This window comes from Arthrobacter koreensis (genome assembly GCF_035792275.1).
Lineage (GTDB): Bacteria > Actinomycetota > Actinomycetes > Actinomycetales > Micrococcaceae > Arthrobacter_B > Arthrobacter_B koreensis_A.
Map to the genome: position 1 here is coordinate 1 of NZ_JAMWKK010000003.1, position 17,730 is coordinate 17,730.

The window sequence follows — 17,730 nt, forward strand, 5'->3', positions numbered from 1 at the left end:
CGTGGCCCAGAAGCTCAACGGACGCCCACGTAAAACGCTCGACTGGGACAGCCCAGCCGAGCGTTTACGTGATCTACTTCTAAGCACCTAACAACCCAAGGTGTTGCAACCACCCCCAGAATCCGCCAGTCTCATACGGGCAGTTTCTGTATGTTCGGGATGTGGACAGACGCTAGCGGTCGTCGCCGGACTCATTCGGAGCGTCCTCGCGGGGAGCGCTGTCCCCCTCGGCGGGCTGCCGGCGCGTTCCTGCCTGCGGAGCCTGTTCCGGAGCGGGTCCGGCCGGTTCCTGGCCCTGTGGAACCGGCTGGCCCTGTGCAACCGATTGCTGCTGGGGGGCTGACTGCTGCTGGGGGGCTGACTGCTGCTGGGCCGCAGGAAGCCGCACGCCGTAACGCGGGCGTCCGTCGGGCAAGTCGGGGAACTGTCCCCGAGGGGTGCCCGTCGCTGTGGCAGCAGGCTGCGGTGCCTGCTGCGCCGGACCGGCGGCAGGCTGGCCGGATACGGGCTGATCGGCAGGCTGTCCGGATACGGCATGCGCACCGGGCTCCCCGGCCGCCGGAGCAGCACCAGGGCGTGACGCCCCGCGGGTTCCGTAGGGATCAGCCCAGGTGGAGGGCCGCTCGGGCGCCTGACCGGCGTAGGGCGGCTGCTGCTGGTAGGGCGGCTGCTGCTGGTACGGCGGCTGTCCCGACGGCGGAGCCGGGTGCCCGCTCTGCCCCACCATGGGGAGCTGCGACAGCAGGCGGCGCGCCTCATTGGCCGCCTCCGGTGCCACGACGACGTCGTAGCTGGTGGCGATCACCTGGCTCGTGGACGTGAAGTCGCGGCGGCCGCGCTGGAAGGCGTAGGCCAGGACGCCGAAAAGCAGCCAGAAGATGGCGCCCAGTGCCATGGAAGGGATCAGCGAAAGATAGGAGTCGCCGCCGCCGAAGAGCATGAGCGCCAGGCCCACGAACAGGCCGAACCACGCACCGGTGGCAGCGCTGGACATGGCAACGCGCGGATAGGTCAGCCGGCCGGTTACCCGTTCAACGGACTTCAGCTCATTGCCCACGATGCTGACCAGGTGGACGGGGAACTTCGAATCCGCCAGGTAGTCGACCGCCTTCTGGGCGTCCAGGTAAGCCGTGTAACGGCCCACCAGCTCACCCCTGGGAAGAGTTCGTCCGGGGTCCCGCTGCGATGAGGCGCCAAATAGGTTCGACATTCCCCTATTCTTTCGCAGTTAGGGCGTTAATGGGCCTATGTATCGCTGGCAGTGAACGTCCCGCGCCTGTGCGGCCGTTCGAATGCGCCGAAGACGCTGCCGCCAAGTAGCCTAAGTAGGGTGAGCACTAATCCTACGCGCGTCTTTATTGCACGGCTGCTGGGCCTGGATGTCTTCGACCCCCTTGGCGACAGGCTTGGCCGCCTCCGGGATGCCGTGGTGCTGGACCGCGGGGCCGGCCGCCCGCCCCAGGCCGTCGGCATCGTCGTCGAGGTGCCCGGTAAGAAACGCGTCTTTGTGCCCATCACCCGCATCACCTCCATGGACCCCAGCCAGATCATCTGCACCGGCCTGGTCAACCTGCGGCGGTTCCAGCAGCGCGGTGCCGAGATGCTGGTGGTTGCCGAGCTGTTCGACAGCCGGGTGGTGCTGGCAGACGGCAGCGGCGAGGCGACGGTGGAGGACATCGCCATTGAACAGAACCGCGCCGGAGACTGGCATGTCTCAAGCCTCTTCGTGCGCCGCGGAGGCGGCGGGTCCCGCCTGCGCGGGCTGCGCCGGCGCGGCGAACTGCTGATCATCGAATGGTCCGAGGTGGGCCACTGGGACATCACCGGCCCGCAGGCCGCCACACAGTTCGTTGCCCAGCACGACGACCTCAAGGCCGCCGACTTCGCTGAGGCCCTGCACGAAATGAGCGGCAAGCGCCGCATCGAGGTGGCCAGCGAACTGCAGGACGAACGCCTCGCCGACGTGCTGCAGGAACTGCCCGACGACGACCAGGTGCAGATCCTGCAGTCCCTTGACGTTGAGCGTGCCGCGGACGTCCTGGAGGAAATGGATCCCGACGACGCCGCTGACCTGCTCAATGAGCTCCCCGAAGAGCAAAAAGAGGAACTCCTGCAGCTCATGGAGCCGGAAGACGCCCGTGACGTGCGCCGGCTCCTGCAGTACGAGGAGGACACCGCCGGTTCGCTGATGACACCGGTCCCCGTAATCCTGCCTCCTGAGGCGACTGTCGCCGAAGCCCTGGCCCACGTGCGGCGGGAGGAACTCACCCCTGCCCTCGCGTCCTCCATCTATGTCTGCCGGCCTCCGCTGGAGACGCCCACGGGACGCTACCTCGGCGTCGTCCACATCCAGCAGCTGCTGCGCACCGCTCCCCCGGAAGCACTGGGCAACATCCTGGATACCGATCTCGAGCCCGTGCGGGACTTCGCCAACATCGCGGAAATCTCCCGGATGCTGGCAACCTACAACTTGAACTCGCTGCCGGTGGTCAACGACACCGGACGCCTGGTGGGTGCAGTGACAGTCGACGACGTCCTGGACCACCTGCTCCCGGATGACTGGCGTGCCTCCGAAGACACCGGCCCCATAACGTGGCAGGGAAGGAAGAATGGCTGAGAAGAACCGCCCCCGTACTGACGGCCTCGACACTCCGCGCACCGCCCGAACCAGGTGGTTCCCCCGGCTGAGTCCAAACCCTGACGCCTTCGGCCACGCTACGGAGAATTTCGCCCGGTTTATGGGCACCCCGCAGTTCCTGCTGTACATGACGGTTTTCTGCGTTGTGTGGCTTGTCTGGAACACCTGGGGACCCGAGCCGCTGCGCTTCGACAGCGTGGCCCTGGGCTTCACGCTGCTCACGCTGATGCTCTCCCTGCAGGCTTCCTACGCCGCTCCCCTGCTGCTCCTGGCGCAGAACCGGCAGGACGACCGGGACCGCGTGTCCATGCGGCAGGACCGCGAACGCGCTGAACGGAACCTGCTGGACACCGAATACCTCACCCGGGAGATCGCCGAGCTGCGCATCGCTTTGCGGGAAGTCGCGACCCGCGACTATGTCCGTTCGGAAATCCGGGGCCTCCTCGAGGAACTCCTCGAGGCCAATGACAACCGTGACGACGGCCAGCGGCGCAGCACCCGCCGCCGCGGCCAGGACGGCAGCACGCCGCCGCCGTCCAAAGCCACCTCAGGTGCAGGAGAAGACTAGGCAGTGCCGGAAACACAAGAACACCTGGCCCAGCTGGCCCGTGCGGCCATGGAACGGGTCATCGACCCCGAGCTGCGCCGCCCCATCACCGAACTCGGCATGCTGCGCAGCGTGGAAGTCGACGGCGCCGGCAGCGCCCGGATCGGTGTCCTGCTCACCATCGCCGGCTGCCCGCTGCGCGGAACCATCACCGCCGACGTCGAACGCGAGCTGGCCGCCGTGCCGGGAATTACGTCCGTGCACGTCGACCTGGACGTCATGAGCCAGGAACAGCGCGAGGAACTCAAGGAGAAGCTGCGCGGGCCCGGCGGTGCCCGCGGCGTCCCGTTCAGCCGGCCGGGCTCGCTGACGAAGGTCTACGCCGTTGCCAGCGGCAAGGGCGGGGTGGGCAAGTCCACCGTGACCGTAAACCTGGCCGCGGCGATGGCTGCCTCCGGCCTGCGCGTGGGTGTGGTCGACGCCGATGTGCACGGCTTCTCCGTCCCGGGCCTGCTGGGCATCACGGCACCGCCCACCCGGGTGGATGAAATGATCCTGCCGCCGGTCGCACACGGCATCAAGACAATCTCCATCGGCATGTTCCTGGACAAGAACCAGCCGGTGGCCTGGCGCGGTCCCATGCTGCACCGTGCCCTCGAGCAGTTCCTCACCGACGTGTATTTCGGTGACCTGGACGTCCTGCTGCTGGATCTGCCTCCGGGGACGGGAGATATCGCGATTTCGGTCGGGCAGCTGCTGCCGTCCTCGGAAATCCTGGTAGTCACGACTCCGCAGGCTGCCGCGGCTGAGGTTGCTGAACGCGCCGGGACAGTGGCAGCGCAGACCGGGCAGAAGGTGGCCGGTGTCATCGAAAACATGTCCTGGCTCGCTTTGCCCACCGGGGAACGCATGGAACTCTTCGGCTCAGGCGGCGGCGCGTTGGTATCCAAACGCCTGGGATCGGTCCTGGGTTATGACGTTCCGCTGCTGGGCAGCATTCCGCTGGATGTACGCCTCCGCAAGGGCGGGGATGCCGGACTTCCCGTGGTCCTGGATGAAGCAGCTGCCGGGCCGGACACTGCCGGGGGCGAACTCCGCCGGATTGCAGCGGAACTGGCGGGACGGCCGCGGGGCCTGTCCGGGCTTAGCCTTTCGGTGACTCCGCGGAGCTAGACGCCAACGGGGCCGGGCACAGGATCTAGGTGGCCTCGACGTCGAACGGTGCCCGTTCGCCTGCGCCAAGACGCTCAATGCGCTGGACAGGAGGAGGCGGAGCGGCGGCGGTCCGTGCAGGTGCGGGGGCCGCATCAGTTCCGGTGCGGGCAGGGGCGGGACGCGCGGATCCGTTACTGCGCGCAGTCGCCGGGCGCACCGCTTCCTCGACGTCGTCGAGCAGGGCTTCCTTGATAATCCGCCGGGGATCGTACTGGCGGGGATCCAGCTTCCGCCAGTCCACCTCATCGATTTCCGGGCCCACCTCTTCGCGCAGCTGTTCGCGGGCTCCGGAGGCCATTCGGCGCAGCTCGCGGACCAGGCGGGCCAGCTGGGAGGCGTATTCGGGCAGGCGTTCGGGGCCAAGAATGGCCACGGCGAGGATCGCCAGGATGATCAGCTCATAGCCGTTAATTCCGAACACTTTTGAAGGGTACCTTTTCCGGCTGGATTAGGGCCACTTTGGGAACGGGCTCAAAGCGAACGCCCCGTGCCGGCCAGGAGCGCGAGTCCGTGGAGAACACGGTCAACGGCGCCGGAATCCGGGTCCCTGGCGGGAACCAGCAGGCGCGCGGACTCGCTGATGGAGAGTTCGCCCACTACGGATGAGAGGGTTTCTTCGGGCACCGAGGACTTAAGGGTGTAAGTAACATTGCGTGCAGAGAGCACAACTTCACCGGGCCGGGCTTCATCCCGCCAGATCCTCGGGGTGGTTGCGGGCGCACCGGAAGGGGTGCTGAAACCTTCGCTGCCTACCGGCTCTCCGCTGACTGCATGCAGGACTTCGGGGCTGGGGCCGCCCTGGCGCGGACGCTGCTCATAGACGGTGAGGCTCTGCCCGTTGCGGGTCAGCTCCATGGCCACTGCCGGGTGCCCGGCCACCTGCAGGGTCCGGGCCGAGACGAGCGTGAAACCAAGCGCACCGAGTTCCGGACAGGACCATCCTGCGTCCCGGAGTTCCTGGACGTCATCCGGCGTCAGGTTCCCGGGGCGCTGTTCTGCCAGCTGGTTCCAGCCTGCAAGCAGGTGTGCCTGCTGCGGGGCCGAAAGCGGTTCCTCCGCGATGCTCCCTAGGATGTACGCACCGGCCAGGACAACGCCGGAAACCAGCGTCAGGATTCCCCCGACCGCAACGGCGTACCGTCCCCGGCTACGGCCGGCGGCAGATTCCGGACGCCCTGCTGCCGCATTGTCTGCGACGATCCGGCTTGCGAGGTCTTCCCTCGGTGCCGGCACCCTCATGGCCTTCAGCCTGCTGCGGAGGCGGCGCTCTTCTTCCACGGTGCAGCGGCAGGCAGCGCAGCGTGAAAGGTGGGCCTGGACGGCGGCACGCCTGCGGGCCGGCAGTTCTTCGTCCAGGAACTCACGAAGGTGGCGTTTGGGGTGGCGCATATGCTCTAGCTGGCTCCTGCCACGCGGGGAAGCTTCAGGCTGACGGAAGGCGTTCGGCGCTGGGCCGGATCGCGGTGCGCCAGCTTCTCCTTCAGCATGCTCCGGCCCCTGTGGATGCGGGAGCGGACCGTGCCCAGCTTCACGCCAAGGGCGTTCGCCACTTCATCGTAGGAGAGGCCTTCCAGGTCACAGAGCACGACGGCGGCACGGAAGTCGGGCGGCAGTTCCTCCAGCGCCCGCTGGATGTCCACGTCAAGGTTGTTGAATTCGAAGCTGCGTTCCGGGCCCGGCCCCTGGCTGGGCAGCCTGCTCTCGGCTTCCTCGCTCATGCCGTCGAACCGGATGCGGCTTCGCCGGCGGGCCTGGTCCAGGAACAGATTGGTGGTGATCCGGTGCAGCCAGCCGTCCAGCGTTCCGGGCTGGAAGTTGGCAAGGGAGCGGAAGACGCGGACAAAGACTTCCTGGGTGAGGTCTTCAGCGTCGTGTTTGTTGCCGGTCAGCCGGTAAGCCAGCCGGTACACCTTGGCAGAGTGGGTTTCCACCACTTCCTGCCAGGTCGGACGCACCCAGTCAGTTCCCGCGGATGCTTCAGCAGCAACGTCAAGTGTCCCCGTCACGGTCTTCCTCCCTTCGTAACGTATTCCTGCCTCCCGCAGCGCAAGGCTGTGAACGGTGCGGGCCGGCGATCGTCAGTAGGTTCACCATCCATGTTTGCGCATATTTCTGGGAGTTCGCTGTTAGCACGCCCTGCGCAGGGAGACAAGTGCGTCCCGGGCATTGCCCCGGTCCGGGTACGCCGCGCACGGAGTCAGGCTGGCGGCAAACGGGCACTCGTGGCCTTAAGCTTGTAATGCCGCAGTGCCCGCCGCGGAAACCGCAGCACCTCGCGGCTGGCGGCCCGGTTGTTGAGCCGGGCCAAGGCCACGATCCGCCCGGACGCGGAACCCCTGGATTATTTGAGTGAAAGAGACTGTGCACCCATGAGCGCCGACAAGCAGAGCACGTGGTCCTACACGGAGGCGCTGCCCTTCGAGGACGAAGTCCTGCTCCGCGCGCGGGAACGTTCCCACGAGCTGGGTGTTACCCCGGTCAGTACCGGCGTAGGCGCGGCACTGACCGTGCTGGCGGCGTCGTCGAAGGCACAGACAGTGGTGGAGATCGGAACCGGCGCCGGAGTATCGGGTGTCTGCCTGCTCCGCGGTCTGGGCCCGGGCTCGGTGCTCACCACCATCGACTCCGATGTGGACCACCTCCGGGCTGCGCGCCAGGCATATTCGGAAGCGGGGATTCCGGGCAACCGGACCCGCACCATTTCGGGCAGGGCCGCACAGGTCCTGCCGCGGCTGACGGACAACGCCTACGACCTCGTTTTCATCGACGCGGACAAGCCGTCCTTCCTCCTGTACGCTGAGCAGGCAGTACGCCTGCTCAAGGCCGGAGGACTGATGATCATCAACGGCGCCCTGGACAACGGGCGGGTTGCCGATCCCGCTGCCCGCGAGCCGCTGACCGTGACCATGCGCCAGGTGGGCCGGTTCATCCGGGACAACGAGTCCCTGGTGTCGTCCCTGCTGCCTACCGGCGACGGCCTCCAGCTTGCCGTAAAGACTGTCCCCGGGCGCTAGGCGCTCTGCGCGCGTGCCCGTGCAGCCCGCGCGCGGAGGAACGCAATCAGCAGACGGGCACCGAATCCCGTAGCCCCCTTGGAGTATTCGTGGGTGTCCGAGGACACTTCCATGGGACCGGCAATGTCCAGGTGGATCCAGGGCGTTCCGTCCACGAACTTTTCCAGGAAAAGGGCGCCCAGGATCGCTCCGGCGCCGGCCTTCGCGCCAACCGGGGCAACGTGCGCCAGGTCCGCGGAAGCGGACTCAAGCAGATAGTCGTACTCGGGAACCAGCGGCAGCTGCCAGAGCGGTTCACCGCTGCTGCTGGCGGCGGCTTCCAGTGCGCTGAGCAGCTGGGGGTCGTTGCCGAAAAGCGCCGCATGGCGCTTGCCAAGGCCAAGTGCGGCCGCGCCGGTGAGGGTCGCGACGTCGATCAGCGCTGACGGATGAAGATCCTGCACTGCGTAGGCCAGTGCATCGGCAAGGACCATCCGCCCCTCGGCATCCGTGTTCCCGATCTCCACCGTGGTGCCGTTGTAGGTGCGCACAATGTCGCCGGGTCGGTAGGAAGCTCCGCCCAGCGCGTTTTCCGCGAGGGCCAGGAGTCCGGTCACTTCGAAGGGCACCTGAAGTTCCGCTGCGGCCTGCACTGCGGCAAGAACGACGGCGGAGCCCGCCATGTCCATCTTCATCGCAGGCATTGATTCCCGCGGCTTCAGGGAGATCCCGCCGGAGTCGAAGGTGATGCCCTTTCCTACGAGCACTACGCGGTCCTCCACGGCACCGGCACCCGGCCGGTAGGTGACCCGTACCAGGCGCGGACCATTGGCGGAACCGGAGCCGACGGCGCTTAGCCCGCCGAATCCTTCGGCTGCCAGCCGCTGCGGGTCCCAGACTTCAATGTCCAGGCCGTGGCCGGCAGCGACGGCTGCGCCCTGGGCTGCCATCCATTCCGGGGTTGCGGTGTCCGGCGGGGTGTTGGTCAGGTCCCGTGCCAGCCATGCGGCCCGCGCCGAGATTTCCGCTAGTTCCAGTGCCTGCGGCACCAGTCCCGTGACTTCCATGTGGGCAGCCATCGGCTTTCCGGCAGCATTCAGCCCGGTCCGCGGCGCGCGGTATCCGCCCAGGAAGAAGCCTTCGAGGAACGCCTGCTGCGCCTGTGCAGTCAGTGAATCAATGACGCTCATGCGGATTTTCTGTGCGCCGGATGTTGCGCGGGCCAGGGTTGCGCCGGCCCGCCTCATGCTCTGGTGGGATTCATCCCCTACCCCGAGGTAGATGAGTTTGCCGGGAAGATCCGTGGACCCCCGGGGCGGTTCGACAACCAGGTGTTCGCCGGCCTTGCCGGTGATGCCCGCAGCTTCGGCGCGGGCAGCGACGTCGATCCCGTAGCGCACTGCAGCTTCCACTGCCCCGCGCCTGGGTTCAGGAACCGTCCGGTCCCCGGGCGGCCCGGGAGCTATGGCAACGGCCAGGACGTCGACGCCTTCGCCCGGGAGAGCCTGCAGGCCCTGAGCCGGGTCTCCGGGGCGCTCCGCCAGCGGAGCGAGCCCGGATACCGTCGTCATGGACAACCTGCGGGTAGCCTGCGGGGCACCCGCAGGCTTGGAGTTCTGCCTGGAAGGACGCATGCTTCCAGCCTAGCTGGTGACGCCGAGGAGGCATTCCTTGAGCTTGCCCGCTTCTTCGGCATTCAGTTCAACGACCAGCCGTCCGCCGCCGTCGATGGGCACCCGCAAGATAAGGCTGCGCCCTTCTTTGGTGACCTCCATGGGTCCATCACCCGTACGCGGTTTCATCGCAGCCATATTGAAGTTCCCCTTTCAAAAGTGCACTGCGGGGTTATTCCCCGAGTAATCACCGTCCCTGCTGCAGCCGGTTCCCGATTGTTGTTAGGGTGCCGAGCCGCATTTGGTGCCATTATTCCGTACAACCGTAAGCAGGCGAAATTTCGGTGTGTCTGAGGACACACCGGTGCGGTCGGGCTAGCCCCGTGACCTGAATTCGCAGTCCGCCAGGTGATCATTCACGTACCCGGTGGCCTGCAGCATTGCATAGGCGGTCACCGGGCCCACGAAGCGGAACCCGCGGCGCCGAAGCTCCTTGGAGAGGCTGCGGGATTCCCCGGTCTCTGCCGGGACCTCCGCCAGTTCCTTTGGGGCGGATTTCCCGGGCGGCCGGTGCTTCTCCAGCAGCGCATGGAGCGACTCCCCCTCCGGCAGCGCCAGCAGCGCCCGGGCATTGCCGATCGTGGCGCGGATCTTGGCCTCGTTGCGCACAATGCCCGGGTTGCCCATCAGCGCGGCGACGTCGTCCTCGCCGTAAGCTGCTACCCGGTGCGGGTCGAAAGCCGAGAAGGCCTCGCGGAAGGCTTCCCGCTTACGCAGTATCGTGATCCAGCTCAGCCCGGCCTGGAAGCCCTCAAGACACAGCCGCTCAAACAGGGCCGCCTCGCCGCTCACAGGCCGGCCCCATTCGGTGTCGTGGTAGGCCAGGTAGTCCGCGCTGCCAAGCGCCCAGGGGCAGCGGAGGCGCCCGTCAGGCCCGGGGAGCGCCGTCACGGTTCCTGCCGTCCGGCCGGGTCCTCTGGCGGAACCTGCGCGTGGCGGCCGGTTCCCGGCTGCGTGGCGCCGTGGCTCCGGAGCTGGGCCAGGGCGGCGTCCCGCTCCAGCAGCGCCTGCGCCAGCCGCGCAAGGACTGCGTCCACTTCATCCATGCGGTATCCGCGCAGCGCAACGGAGAACTTCAGGTCCGCTATGTCTGCGGCGCCGGGCTGCTCCGGAAGAAGCACCGGCGGAAGCCGGGGGTCAGGCTCGCCGAGGGCAGCTGCCGGCCCCGGGAGGTACGGTTCCGCTGCGCCGGCCCCGCGCGGGCGCAGCCCGGCCCACCCGGCCGCAAAAACGGCTGCCGCGCCCACGGCGGCTATGGCAAGGAACGCAAGCAGGATCATCACGGCACCATCGTCGCAGATCCCCGCCTTCAGTCAGAGCGAGAGATGCCCGGCGCTGTCGGCAATGATGAGTTTCACGGCCTCGGCCGGATCATCCACCACGTGGACCAGTTCAAGGTCCTTGGCGGAGATCATTCCTTCCTTCAGCAGCGAACCCCGGACCCAGTCCAGCAGCGGGATCCAGAATTCGGTGCCAATGAGCACGATTGGGAAAGACGTGACTTTCTGGGTCTGGACCAGCGTCATTGCTTCGAAGAGTTCATCCAGTGTTCCAAAACCGCCCGGAAGGACAATGAATCCCTGGGCATACTTCACGAACATTGTCTTCCGCACGAAGAAATAGCGGAAGTTGATGCCGAGGTCCACCCACTCGTTAAGTCCGGTTTCGAAGGGCAGTTCGATTCCCAGGCCGACTGACACTCCCCCGGCTTCCACTGCACCCTTGTTTGCGGCTTCCATGGAGCCCGGGCCGCCGCCGGTAATCACGGCCAGCCCTGCTTCTGACAGCAGCCTGCCCACCGCCTCGCCGGTCTCGTACCAGCGGGATCCGGGAAGGGTGCGCGCCGAACCGAACACGCTGACGGCCGGACCGAGTTCCGAGAGCGTTCCAAAGCCTTCCACGAACTCGCTCTGGATGCGCAATACCCGCCACGGGTCGGTATGGGTGAAGCTCGTTCCGTCTGCGGTGTCCAGGAGGAACCGGTCCGACTGCGGTACGCGGGCCTGCCCGCGGCGCAGTTCCACCGGACCCCGCCGTTTAGCGGATGCGGGACGGTTGAAGCCTTCTTCGCCGCTGATAGCCATCTACCAAGGCTAGCGTCACCGGCGTGATGGGCACCGCATCACGGCACGGCCGGTACGGGTCATTTGGTTTCTCTTGAATCACGATTTGTCCACGTCGGAGTGATCGGGGACACGGGGGGTTGATTTGTTCGCTATCTTCTTCCTATGACCAGTGACACAACATCAGGGCAGCCGGTGCCTGAGCAAGCAGCACCCCTCGTCTCGCTGAAGAACGTAAACAAGCACTTCGGGGACCTCCATGTGCTGCGGGACATCAACCTTGATGTGGCGCGCGGCGAAGTGGTGGTGGTGATCGGCCCGTCCGGGTCCGGCAAGTCGACTCTGTGCCGTGCCATCAACCGCCTGGAGACCATCGACGACGGCGAGATCACCATCGACGGCAAGGCCCTGCCCGCAGAAGGCAAGGCACTCGCCAAGCTGCGTGCGGACGTCGGCATGGTCTTTCAGTCGTTCAACCTCTTTGCGCACAAGTCCATCCTGGACAACGTGGCCCTCGGTCCCATCAAGGTCAAGCGGACCAAGCCGGCTGTGGCCAAGGAAAAGGCGATGGCGCTGCTGAAGCGCGTCGGCGTCGACAACCAGGCCAACAAGCTTCCGGCCCAGCTCTCCGGCGGCCAGCAGCAGCGTGTCGCAATCGCCCGGGCCCTGGCCATGAAGCCGAAGGTCATGCTTTTCGACGAGCCGACTTCCGCCCTTGACCCGGAAATGATCAACGAAGTCCTGGACACCATGGTGGAGCTCGCCCAGGAGGGCATGACCATGATCGTGGTAACCCACGAAATGGGCTTCGCGCGCAAGGCTGCAGACCGCGTCATCTTCATGGCCGACGGCCAGATCGTGGAGCAGGCTGCACCGGAAGAATTCTTCACCAACCCCAAGAGCGACCGGGCCAAGGACTTCCTCGGCAAGATTCTCGCGCACTAGAGCAACCACCGGTTTTCATCCACCCTTTGAGGCAAGGCTGCGGCCCTTCGCGGGCCCTGGCCGCAATGCAAGGAGAAAAAATGCGCAATACCCGTTACGCAGTTGCCGCCATGGCAGCAGCTGCCGCACTGACCCTGTCCGCCTGCGGCGGCGACTCCGGCAGCGATTCGGCCGATTCCGGCGACGCAGAGACCATCCGCATTGGCATTAAGTTCGACCAGCCGGGCCTCGGCTTCGATGAGGGCGGCTCCTACAGCGGCTTCGACGTTGACGTAGCCAAGTACGTAGCCAACGAACTGGGCTACGGCGAAGACCAGATCGAATGGGTCGAGACCCCCTCCGCCCAGCGCGAGAACATGCTCGAAAACGACCAGGTCGACATGATCTTTGCGACCTACTCCATCACGGACACCCGCAAGGAAAAGGTCGCTTTCGCCGGACCGTACTTCGTTGCCGGCCAGGACCTCCTGGTCCGCGCCGACGATTCCGAGATCAAGGGTCCGGAAGACCTCAACGGCAAGATCCTGTGCTCGGTCACCGGTTCCACCTCCGCGCAGAAGGTCAAGGACACCCTGGCCAACGAAGCAGAGCTGGTTGAGCAGCCGAGCTACGCCGAGTGCGTCACGGCCATGCAGGGCGGCGCCATTGACGCCGTCACCACCGATGACATCATCCTTGCCGGCCTTGCTTCCACGGATGCAAACAAGGGCCAGTTCAAGGTTGTCGGCAACACCTTCTCCGAAGAGAAGTACGGCGTTGGCATCCAGAAGGACAGCGACAAGTGTGAAGACATCAACGCTGCCATCGAGAAGATGATCGAAGACGGCGCGTGGGAAGAAGCCATCAAGAAGAACACAGAGGGTGCTGACTACACGTTCAACGCCGATCTGAACCCACCGACCATGGACGCCTGCGCCTAAGCGATCCGCCTCCGCTAGGTTTCGGCGGCAACGTTCGGGGCAGGGCTGCGGCCCTGCCCCGAACTCCGCTCCACACATTTTTACGGAAGAGGTGACATATGGAAGGTTTCCTCGAGCTCTTCGGCGAATACGACGTCGTCGGGGCCTTCTGGGTCAACATCCAACTGACATTCTGGGCCGCAATCTGGTCCCTGGTGCTTGGCACCATCCTGGCCGTGATGCGTATTTCGCCGATTGCCAGCCTGCGCTGGTTCGGCACTGCCTACGTGAACATTTTCAGGAACACTCCGCTGACCATCATCATGGTCTTCGGCACCCTGGCTCTCTGGTCCCAGCTCCAGGTCAGCCTCTCCAGCGATTTCAACCTCAACTTCTTCCGGCTCGCTGTCCTGTCCCTGTCGGTCTACCACGCGGCGTTCGTCTGCGAGGCGATCCGAAGCGGCGTGAACACCGTGCCGCTGGGGCAGGCTGAAGCTGCCCGTTCCATCGGACTGTCCTTCCTGCCCGCAGCGTGGCTGATCATCCTGCCGCAGGCTTTCCGCGGTGCTGTTGCCCCGCTGGGCAATGTCCTGATTGCACTGGCGAAGAACACCACTGTCGCCGCCGTAGCCTCGGTGGCTGAAGCCTCCGGTCTGATGAAGACCATGATCGAGTTCCGGCCGGACCTCATGACGCAGATCTTCCTGACCTTCGCCCTTGGTTTCGTGCTTATCGTGATCCCGATCGGCCTGCTGACAACCTGGGCCTCGAAGAAACTGGCGGTGGCGCGATGAGCCAAAGTGTCCTGTTTGACGCCCCCGGCCCCCGTGCGCGCCGCCGCATCATGGTCGGCAACATCCTGGGCGTGCTGTTTATCCTCGGCGTGCTGGCCGTGATCGTGAACGGGCTGGCCGAAAAGGGCCAGTTCGACGCCGCCAAGTGGGATCCGTTCGTTGAGGGCCGCACCTGGGAGTACTTCATGCTGCCCGGCCTGCTCGAGACGCTGAAGGCGGCAGGGGTCGCGATCGTAACCTCGATCGTCTTCGGCCTGGTCTTCGGGCTTGGACGGCTCTCCTCGGTGAAGGCCATCAGCTGGGTGGCCGGCGTGATCGTGGAATTCTTCCGCGCCGTGCCGGTGCTGCTGATGATGATCTTCTTCTACCAGTTCCTCTCGAAGTCCACTCCGGTCCCCTCCTCGGACGTGCCGTTCGTGGCGGTTGTCCTGGCGCTGACGCTGTACAACGGCTCAGTGATTGCCGAACTGGTGCGCTCGGGTGTCTTTGGCCTGCCCAAGGGCCAGCGCGAGGCCGGTCTGGCGATTGGCCTGACCCGCAGCCAGTCGCTGCGCATCGTTGAGGTGCCGCAGGCCCTGGTAGCCATGCTCCCGGCCCTGCTGAGCCAGTTCGTGGTCATCCTGAAGGACTCGGCCCTGGGTACCTTCATCGGCTACACGGAGCTGCTTGGCTACGCCCGCAGGCTCGCCTCCGGTGAGGGCAATATCCTGCCCGCACTGCTGGTCACCGCGGCGATCTTCATCATCCTGAACATGATCCTGACCTTCGTGGCCCAGCGGCTCTCCCGCCGGCTTGGGGCACGTGCAGGAACCCTGCTCAGGGCCGAGGACGCCGTTGAGCCTGAAGGGGTTCCCGCGCCCGCGAAGTAATTCCCCGGTATCGAGATAACAGACAGTGCCCTTTAGAAGCGCCAGCTTCTAAAGGGCACTGTCTGTTATCACGGTGAGTGCTGTCCTAGGACGAGAGCCAGGTCTGGAGAGCGGCCAGGCACTGCCTTATGCCGCCGGCGGTGACATGCTCGTTGTCCGAGTGCGCCAGCAGGGCATCTCCCGGACCGAAGTTCACCGCAGGAATGCCCAGGGCACTGAAACGCGCGACGTCGGTCCAGCCGTACTTGGGCTTGGGCTCGGCGCCCACGGCTTCAATGAAGCTCGCAGCCGCGGGACGGTCCAGTCCGGGCCGGGCCCCGGCGGAAGCGTCGGTGCGCACCAGGTCGAACCCGTGCAGCAGGTCCCGGACATAGGCTTCGGCCTGCGTGAGGTCCTTGTCCGGGGCAAAGCGGTAGTTGATTTCCACGACGGCGGAATCCGGAATGACGTTCCCCGCGGTGCCGCCGTGGATCTTCACGGCATTGAGGGATTCCCGGTAGTCCAGCCCCTCCACCTGCACGGTAGCGGGCTCGTGGTCCCGCAGCCGCACCAGGATTTCGGCAGCCGCGTGGATTGCGTTTTCTCCCATCCAGGCCCGGGCCGAATGCGCCGCTTTTCCGGCGGTGCGCGCCTGGAACCGCATCGTGCCGTTGCAGCCGCCCTCCACTGTGCCGTCCGTTGGCTCCAGCAGGATCGCGAAGTCGGCCTTCAGCCATTCCGGGAAGGATTTCTCCAGCCGGCCCAGGCCGCTGAGGGAGGCATCCACTTCCTCATGGTCGTAGAAAACATACGTAATGTCCCGGCTCGGATCGGTAAGGGCGGCTGCCAGCGCCAGCTGCACGGCCACCCCGCCCTTCATATCGGTGGCACCGCGGCCGTAGAGGACTTCGCCGTCCCAGCTCGAAGGCACCGTCCCCCGGGAGCCGGGCACGGACGGCAGCGGAACAGTGTCCAGGTGTCCGGCCAGGATGACCCGCTCGCTGCGGCCCAGGCTGGTGCGGGCCATGATGGAATCGCCGTCGCGCACCACTTCAAGGTGGCCCAGCTCGTTCAGGGCTGCCTGTACGGCATCGGCGATGGCCGCTTCGTTCCCGGACACACTCTCAATGTCCATCAGTGCCGCGGTCAGGTCCGCGACGTCGTCGTGCAGGTTCAGGGGCTTGGCAGGTAATACGGTCACCGCTCCAGACTACCGCTCGGTAGACTGGAGCCCATGACTTCAAGCACTTCCTCAGCCCCCACCCCACGCACCGCGTCCGGTCTCGGACTGGCTACCGTAGCCGCAGACGGCACGGTCCTGGATGTCTGGTACCCCCGCCCCGCCCTGACGCCCCTGCAGAACGACGTCGAGTTGGCGGCAGAGCTCGAAAAGGCTGCGGCTGCCATGGCTGACGAGGTCCGCGGAACACGCGGCGAGGTCCTCGAACCCCAGATCGACCTTGACCAAGCCCCGGCCGGAACCGCCGATGCCTACCTCCGCCTGCACGTTCTCTCCGCCCGGCTCTCCGCTCCGAACACGGTGAACCTCGACGGTATTTTCGGTGCCCTCCCCAACGTTGTCTGGACAAACTTCGGCCCCTGCCAGGTAGCCGGCTTCGACCGGGTACGCGTTGCACTGCGCGCCCGCGGGCCCGTCACTGTCTATGGCGTAGACAAGTTCCCCCGCATGGTGGACTACGTCCTGCCCACCGGAGTGCGCATCGCCGACGCGAACCGTGTCCGCCTGGGCGCCCACCTGGCCGAAGGCACCACTGTCATGCACGAGGGCTTCGTCAACTTCAACGCCGGGACCCTTGGGACCTCCATGGTGGAAGGCCGGATTTCGGCCGGCGTTGTTGTGGGTAACGGCTCCGATGTGGGCGGCGGTGCGTCCATCATGGGTACCCTCTCCGGCGGCGGCAAGGAACGGATTACCATCGGCGAGCGTGTCCTCCTCGGCGCAAACTCCGGAGTGGGCATCAGCATCGGCGATGACAGCGTCGTCGAAGCGGGCCTGTACGTCACGGCCGGCACGCGGGTCAGCGTCACCGACCCGGAAACCAACGAGGTCCGCACCGTCAAGGCGGCCGGCCTCTCCGGTGTTCCCGGGCTGCTGTTCCGCCGCAATTCCGCGACCGGCGCTGTTGAGGCACTTCCCCGGCTGGCCCGCACGGTGGAGCTGAACGAAGCCCTGCACGCCAACTAGGACCCCGGACCAGGAAACGCGCGCTGTGGCCCGCAACCGGCAGCCGGCGGCACGGCGCAGGAGCATCAGCGTACTGCTGCTTGCCGCTGCCGCCGCAGCCGCCGTCCTGCTCTATCTCCTCGTCCTGGCTCTCGGCCGGGACGAGGAGCGGCCGGTGCGCGAACGCTGCACCGCCACCGTGAACGGCGCTTCCTGGTCCTTCAACCCGGATCAGGCGGTCAACGCGTCAACCATTGCCGCCGTCGCCGTGTCCCGCGGCCTGCCGCCGCGGGCCGCGTCAATCGCCCTGGCGACCGCTGTGCAGGAATCCGGACTGCGCAATCTCGATTACGGGGACGACGCCGGACCGGACTCGCGGGGGCTGTTCCAGCAGCGCCCGTCGCAGGGATGGGGCTCCCAGGACCAGGTGATGGACCCGGTCTATGCTTCCAATGCCTTCTATGACGCCCTCTTGGAGGTGCCGGGCTACCAGGATCTGCCGATTACCGTAGCTGCACAGACCGTTCAGCGAAGCGCCTACCCGGAGGCCTACGCGGACCACGAGCCTGAAGGCCGGGCATTTGCCTCGGCTCTGACCGGACAGTCACCCGCCGCCCTGGCCTGCACGCTAAACCCGGCAGAGACGCCCGGAGACCCGAACACCGTGCTGGCAGCGATGAGCGCGCTGTACGGCGAGCAGCAGGCCATGGTGCTCGGCGAGGTGCTGGTGGTGGGAGCGTCCGGGGATTATGGATGGTCACTGGCCCAGTGGGCGGTCGCTAACGCCAAGTCTCTGAACATCAACGAAGTCTCCTATGACTCGATGACCTGGACCCGGGGAAGCGGATTGTGGAGCCCCTCCGACGCTCCGGACACTCAGGTAGCAATCCACATTGCCCCGGTGTCCGTCGGCCAGCAGGGGTAACCCGG

20 protein-coding genes are annotated in these 17,730 nt (G+C 66.0%); 10 read left to right on the plus strand and 10 right to left on the minus strand.

Features of this window, described 5'->3' with window-relative positions; all coding sequences use genetic code 11:
- Nucleotides 1-172: 172 nt before the first annotated feature.
- Nucleotides 173-1,210, minus strand: coding sequence for a general stress protein (locus NGB94_RS03475; protein ID WP_325789127.1), 1,038 nt, complete (start codon nt 1,208-1,210; stop codon nt 173-175).
- Nucleotides 1,211-1,330: 120 nt separating this feature from the next.
- Between NGB94_RS03475 and NGB94_RS03480 the strand changes: the two genes are divergently transcribed.
- From NGB94_RS03480 to NGB94_RS03490, 3 genes are read left to right on the plus strand one after another with little or no spacing between them, the layout of a single operon-like run.
- Nucleotides 1,331-2,617: a magnesium transporter MgtE N-terminal domain-containing protein gene (locus tag NGB94_RS03480; protein ID WP_325789129.1), complete on the plus strand. Its 1,287-nt coding sequence runs from the start codon at nt 1,331-1,333 to the stop codon at nt 2,615-2,617.
- Nucleotides 2,610-3,206, plus strand: a complete 597-nt coding sequence (locus tag NGB94_RS03485) for a DUF1003 domain-containing protein (protein ID WP_325789131.1) — start codon at nt 2,610-2,612, stop codon at nt 3,204-3,206. The genes NGB94_RS03480 and NGB94_RS03485 overlap by 8 nt, the downstream gene beginning before the upstream one ends.
- Nucleotides 3,207-3,254: 48 nt before the next feature.
- A complete protein-coding gene (locus tag NGB94_RS03490; protein ID WP_325789449.1) occupies nt 3,255-4,358 on the plus strand; it encodes a P-loop NTPase in 1,104 nt (367 codons plus the stop codon).
- A gap of 25 nt (nt 4,359-4,383) precedes the next feature.
- Here NGB94_RS03490 and NGB94_RS03495 read toward each other — a convergent pair whose 3' ends face one another.
- The 3 genes from NGB94_RS03495 to sigE are packed head-to-tail and all read right to left on the minus strand — an operon-like array spanning nt 4,384 to nt 6,406.
- Nucleotides 4,384-4,821 (minus strand): Sec-independent protein translocase TatB, encoded by a 438-nt coding sequence (locus NGB94_RS03495; protein ID WP_325789133.1) that lies wholly within the window; start codon nt 4,819-4,821, stop codon nt 4,384-4,386.
- 50 nt (nt 4,822-4,871) lie between these two features.
- On the minus strand, nt 4,872-5,789 hold the full coding sequence (locus tag NGB94_RS03500) for a zf-HC2 domain-containing protein (RefSeq protein ID WP_325789135.1): 918 nt from the start codon (nt 5,787-5,789) through the stop codon (nt 4,872-4,874).
- Between the two features lie 5 nt (nt 5,790-5,794).
- Entirely contained in the window at nt 5,795-6,406 is a 612-nt protein-coding gene (gene sigE, locus NGB94_RS03505) for an RNA polymerase sigma factor SigE (protein ID WP_325789137.1), read from the minus strand.
- Between the two features lie 363 nt (nt 6,407-6,769).
- Between sigE and NGB94_RS03510 the strand changes: the two genes are divergently transcribed.
- Nucleotides 6,770-7,414, plus strand: coding sequence for an O-methyltransferase (locus NGB94_RS03510; protein WP_325789138.1), 645 nt, complete (start codon nt 6,770-6,772; stop codon nt 7,412-7,414).
- On the opposite strand, the gene NGB94_RS03515 is transcribed toward NGB94_RS03510, so the two are convergent.
- From NGB94_RS03515 to NGB94_RS03535, 5 genes are all read right to left on the minus strand, one after another.
- A complete protein-coding gene (locus NGB94_RS03515; RefSeq protein WP_325789139.1) occupies nt 7,411-9,027 on the minus strand; it encodes a leucyl aminopeptidase family protein in 1,617 nt (538 codons plus the stop codon). The two genes, NGB94_RS03510 and NGB94_RS03515, sit on opposite strands and share 4 nt — an antisense overlap.
- A gap of 9 nt (nt 9,028-9,036) precedes the next feature.
- Nucleotides 9,037-9,204, minus strand: coding sequence for a DUF3117 domain-containing protein (locus tag NGB94_RS03520; protein ID WP_082413265.1), 168 nt, complete (start codon nt 9,202-9,204; stop codon nt 9,037-9,039).
- A 177-nt stretch (nt 9,205-9,381) separates the two neighbouring features.
- Nucleotides 9,382-9,957: a DNA-3-methyladenine glycosylase I gene (locus tag NGB94_RS03525; RefSeq protein WP_325789140.1), complete on the minus strand. Its 576-nt coding sequence runs from the start codon at nt 9,955-9,957 to the stop codon at nt 9,382-9,384.
- A complete protein-coding gene (locus NGB94_RS03530) occupies nt 9,954-10,346 on the minus strand; it encodes a DivIVA domain-containing protein (RefSeq protein ID WP_325789451.1) in 393 nt (130 codons plus the stop codon). Before NGB94_RS03530 ends, NGB94_RS03525 begins: the two co-directional genes overlap by 4 nt.
- 33 nt (nt 10,347-10,379) lie before the next feature.
- The gene (locus NGB94_RS03535) at nt 10,380-11,150 is read right to left on the minus strand and encodes a TIGR00730 family Rossman fold protein (protein ID WP_325789141.1); all 771 of its coding nucleotides are present in this window, start codon (nt 11,148-11,150) and stop codon (nt 10,380-10,382) included.
- Between the two features lie 174 nt (nt 11,151-11,324).
- Between NGB94_RS03535 and NGB94_RS03540 the strand changes: the two genes are divergently transcribed.
- From NGB94_RS03540 to NGB94_RS03555, 4 genes are all read left to right on the plus strand, one after another.
- Complete coding sequence (locus tag NGB94_RS03540; protein ID WP_418910600.1) at nt 11,325-12,074, plus strand: amino acid ABC transporter ATP-binding protein; 750 nt, start codon at nt 11,325-11,327, stop codon at nt 12,072-12,074.
- A gap of 80 nt (nt 12,075-12,154) precedes the next feature.
- Nucleotides 12,155-12,994, plus strand: coding sequence for a glutamate ABC transporter substrate-binding protein (locus NGB94_RS03545; RefSeq protein ID WP_325789143.1), 840 nt, complete (start codon nt 12,155-12,157; stop codon nt 12,992-12,994).
- A gap of 98 nt (nt 12,995-13,092) precedes the next feature.
- Nucleotides 13,093-13,767 (plus strand): ABC transporter permease subunit, encoded by a 675-nt coding sequence (locus NGB94_RS03550; RefSeq protein ID WP_325789145.1) that lies wholly within the window; start codon nt 13,093-13,095, stop codon nt 13,765-13,767.
- Nucleotides 13,764-14,636, plus strand: coding sequence for an amino acid ABC transporter permease (locus NGB94_RS03555; protein ID WP_325789147.1), 873 nt, complete (start codon nt 13,764-13,766; stop codon nt 14,634-14,636). The genes NGB94_RS03550 and NGB94_RS03555 overlap by 4 nt, the downstream gene beginning before the upstream one ends.
- 85 nt (nt 14,637-14,721) lie before the next feature.
- On the opposite strand, the gene dapE is transcribed toward NGB94_RS03555, so the two are convergent.
- Nucleotides 14,722-15,816 (minus strand): succinyl-diaminopimelate desuccinylase, encoded by a 1,095-nt coding sequence (gene dapE / locus NGB94_RS03560; RefSeq protein WP_325789149.1) that lies wholly within the window; start codon nt 15,814-15,816, stop codon nt 14,722-14,724.
- Nucleotides 15,817-15,849: 33 nt separating this feature from the next.
- Here dapE and dapD point away from each other — a divergent pair, with 33 nt between their 5' ends.
- Together dapD and NGB94_RS03570 are read left to right on the plus strand one after the other, a co-directional pair.
- A complete protein-coding gene (dapD, locus tag NGB94_RS03565; RefSeq protein WP_325789150.1) occupies nt 15,850-16,821 on the plus strand; it encodes a 2,3,4,5-tetrahydropyridine-2,6-dicarboxylate N-succinyltransferase in 972 nt (323 codons plus the stop codon).
- Between the two features lie 25 nt (nt 16,822-16,846).
- The gene (locus NGB94_RS03570; RefSeq protein WP_325789152.1) at nt 16,847-17,725 is read left to right on the plus strand and encodes a hypothetical protein; all 879 of its coding nucleotides are present in this window, start codon (nt 16,847-16,849) and stop codon (nt 17,723-17,725) included.
- Nucleotides 17,726-17,730: the final 5 nt, after the last annotated feature.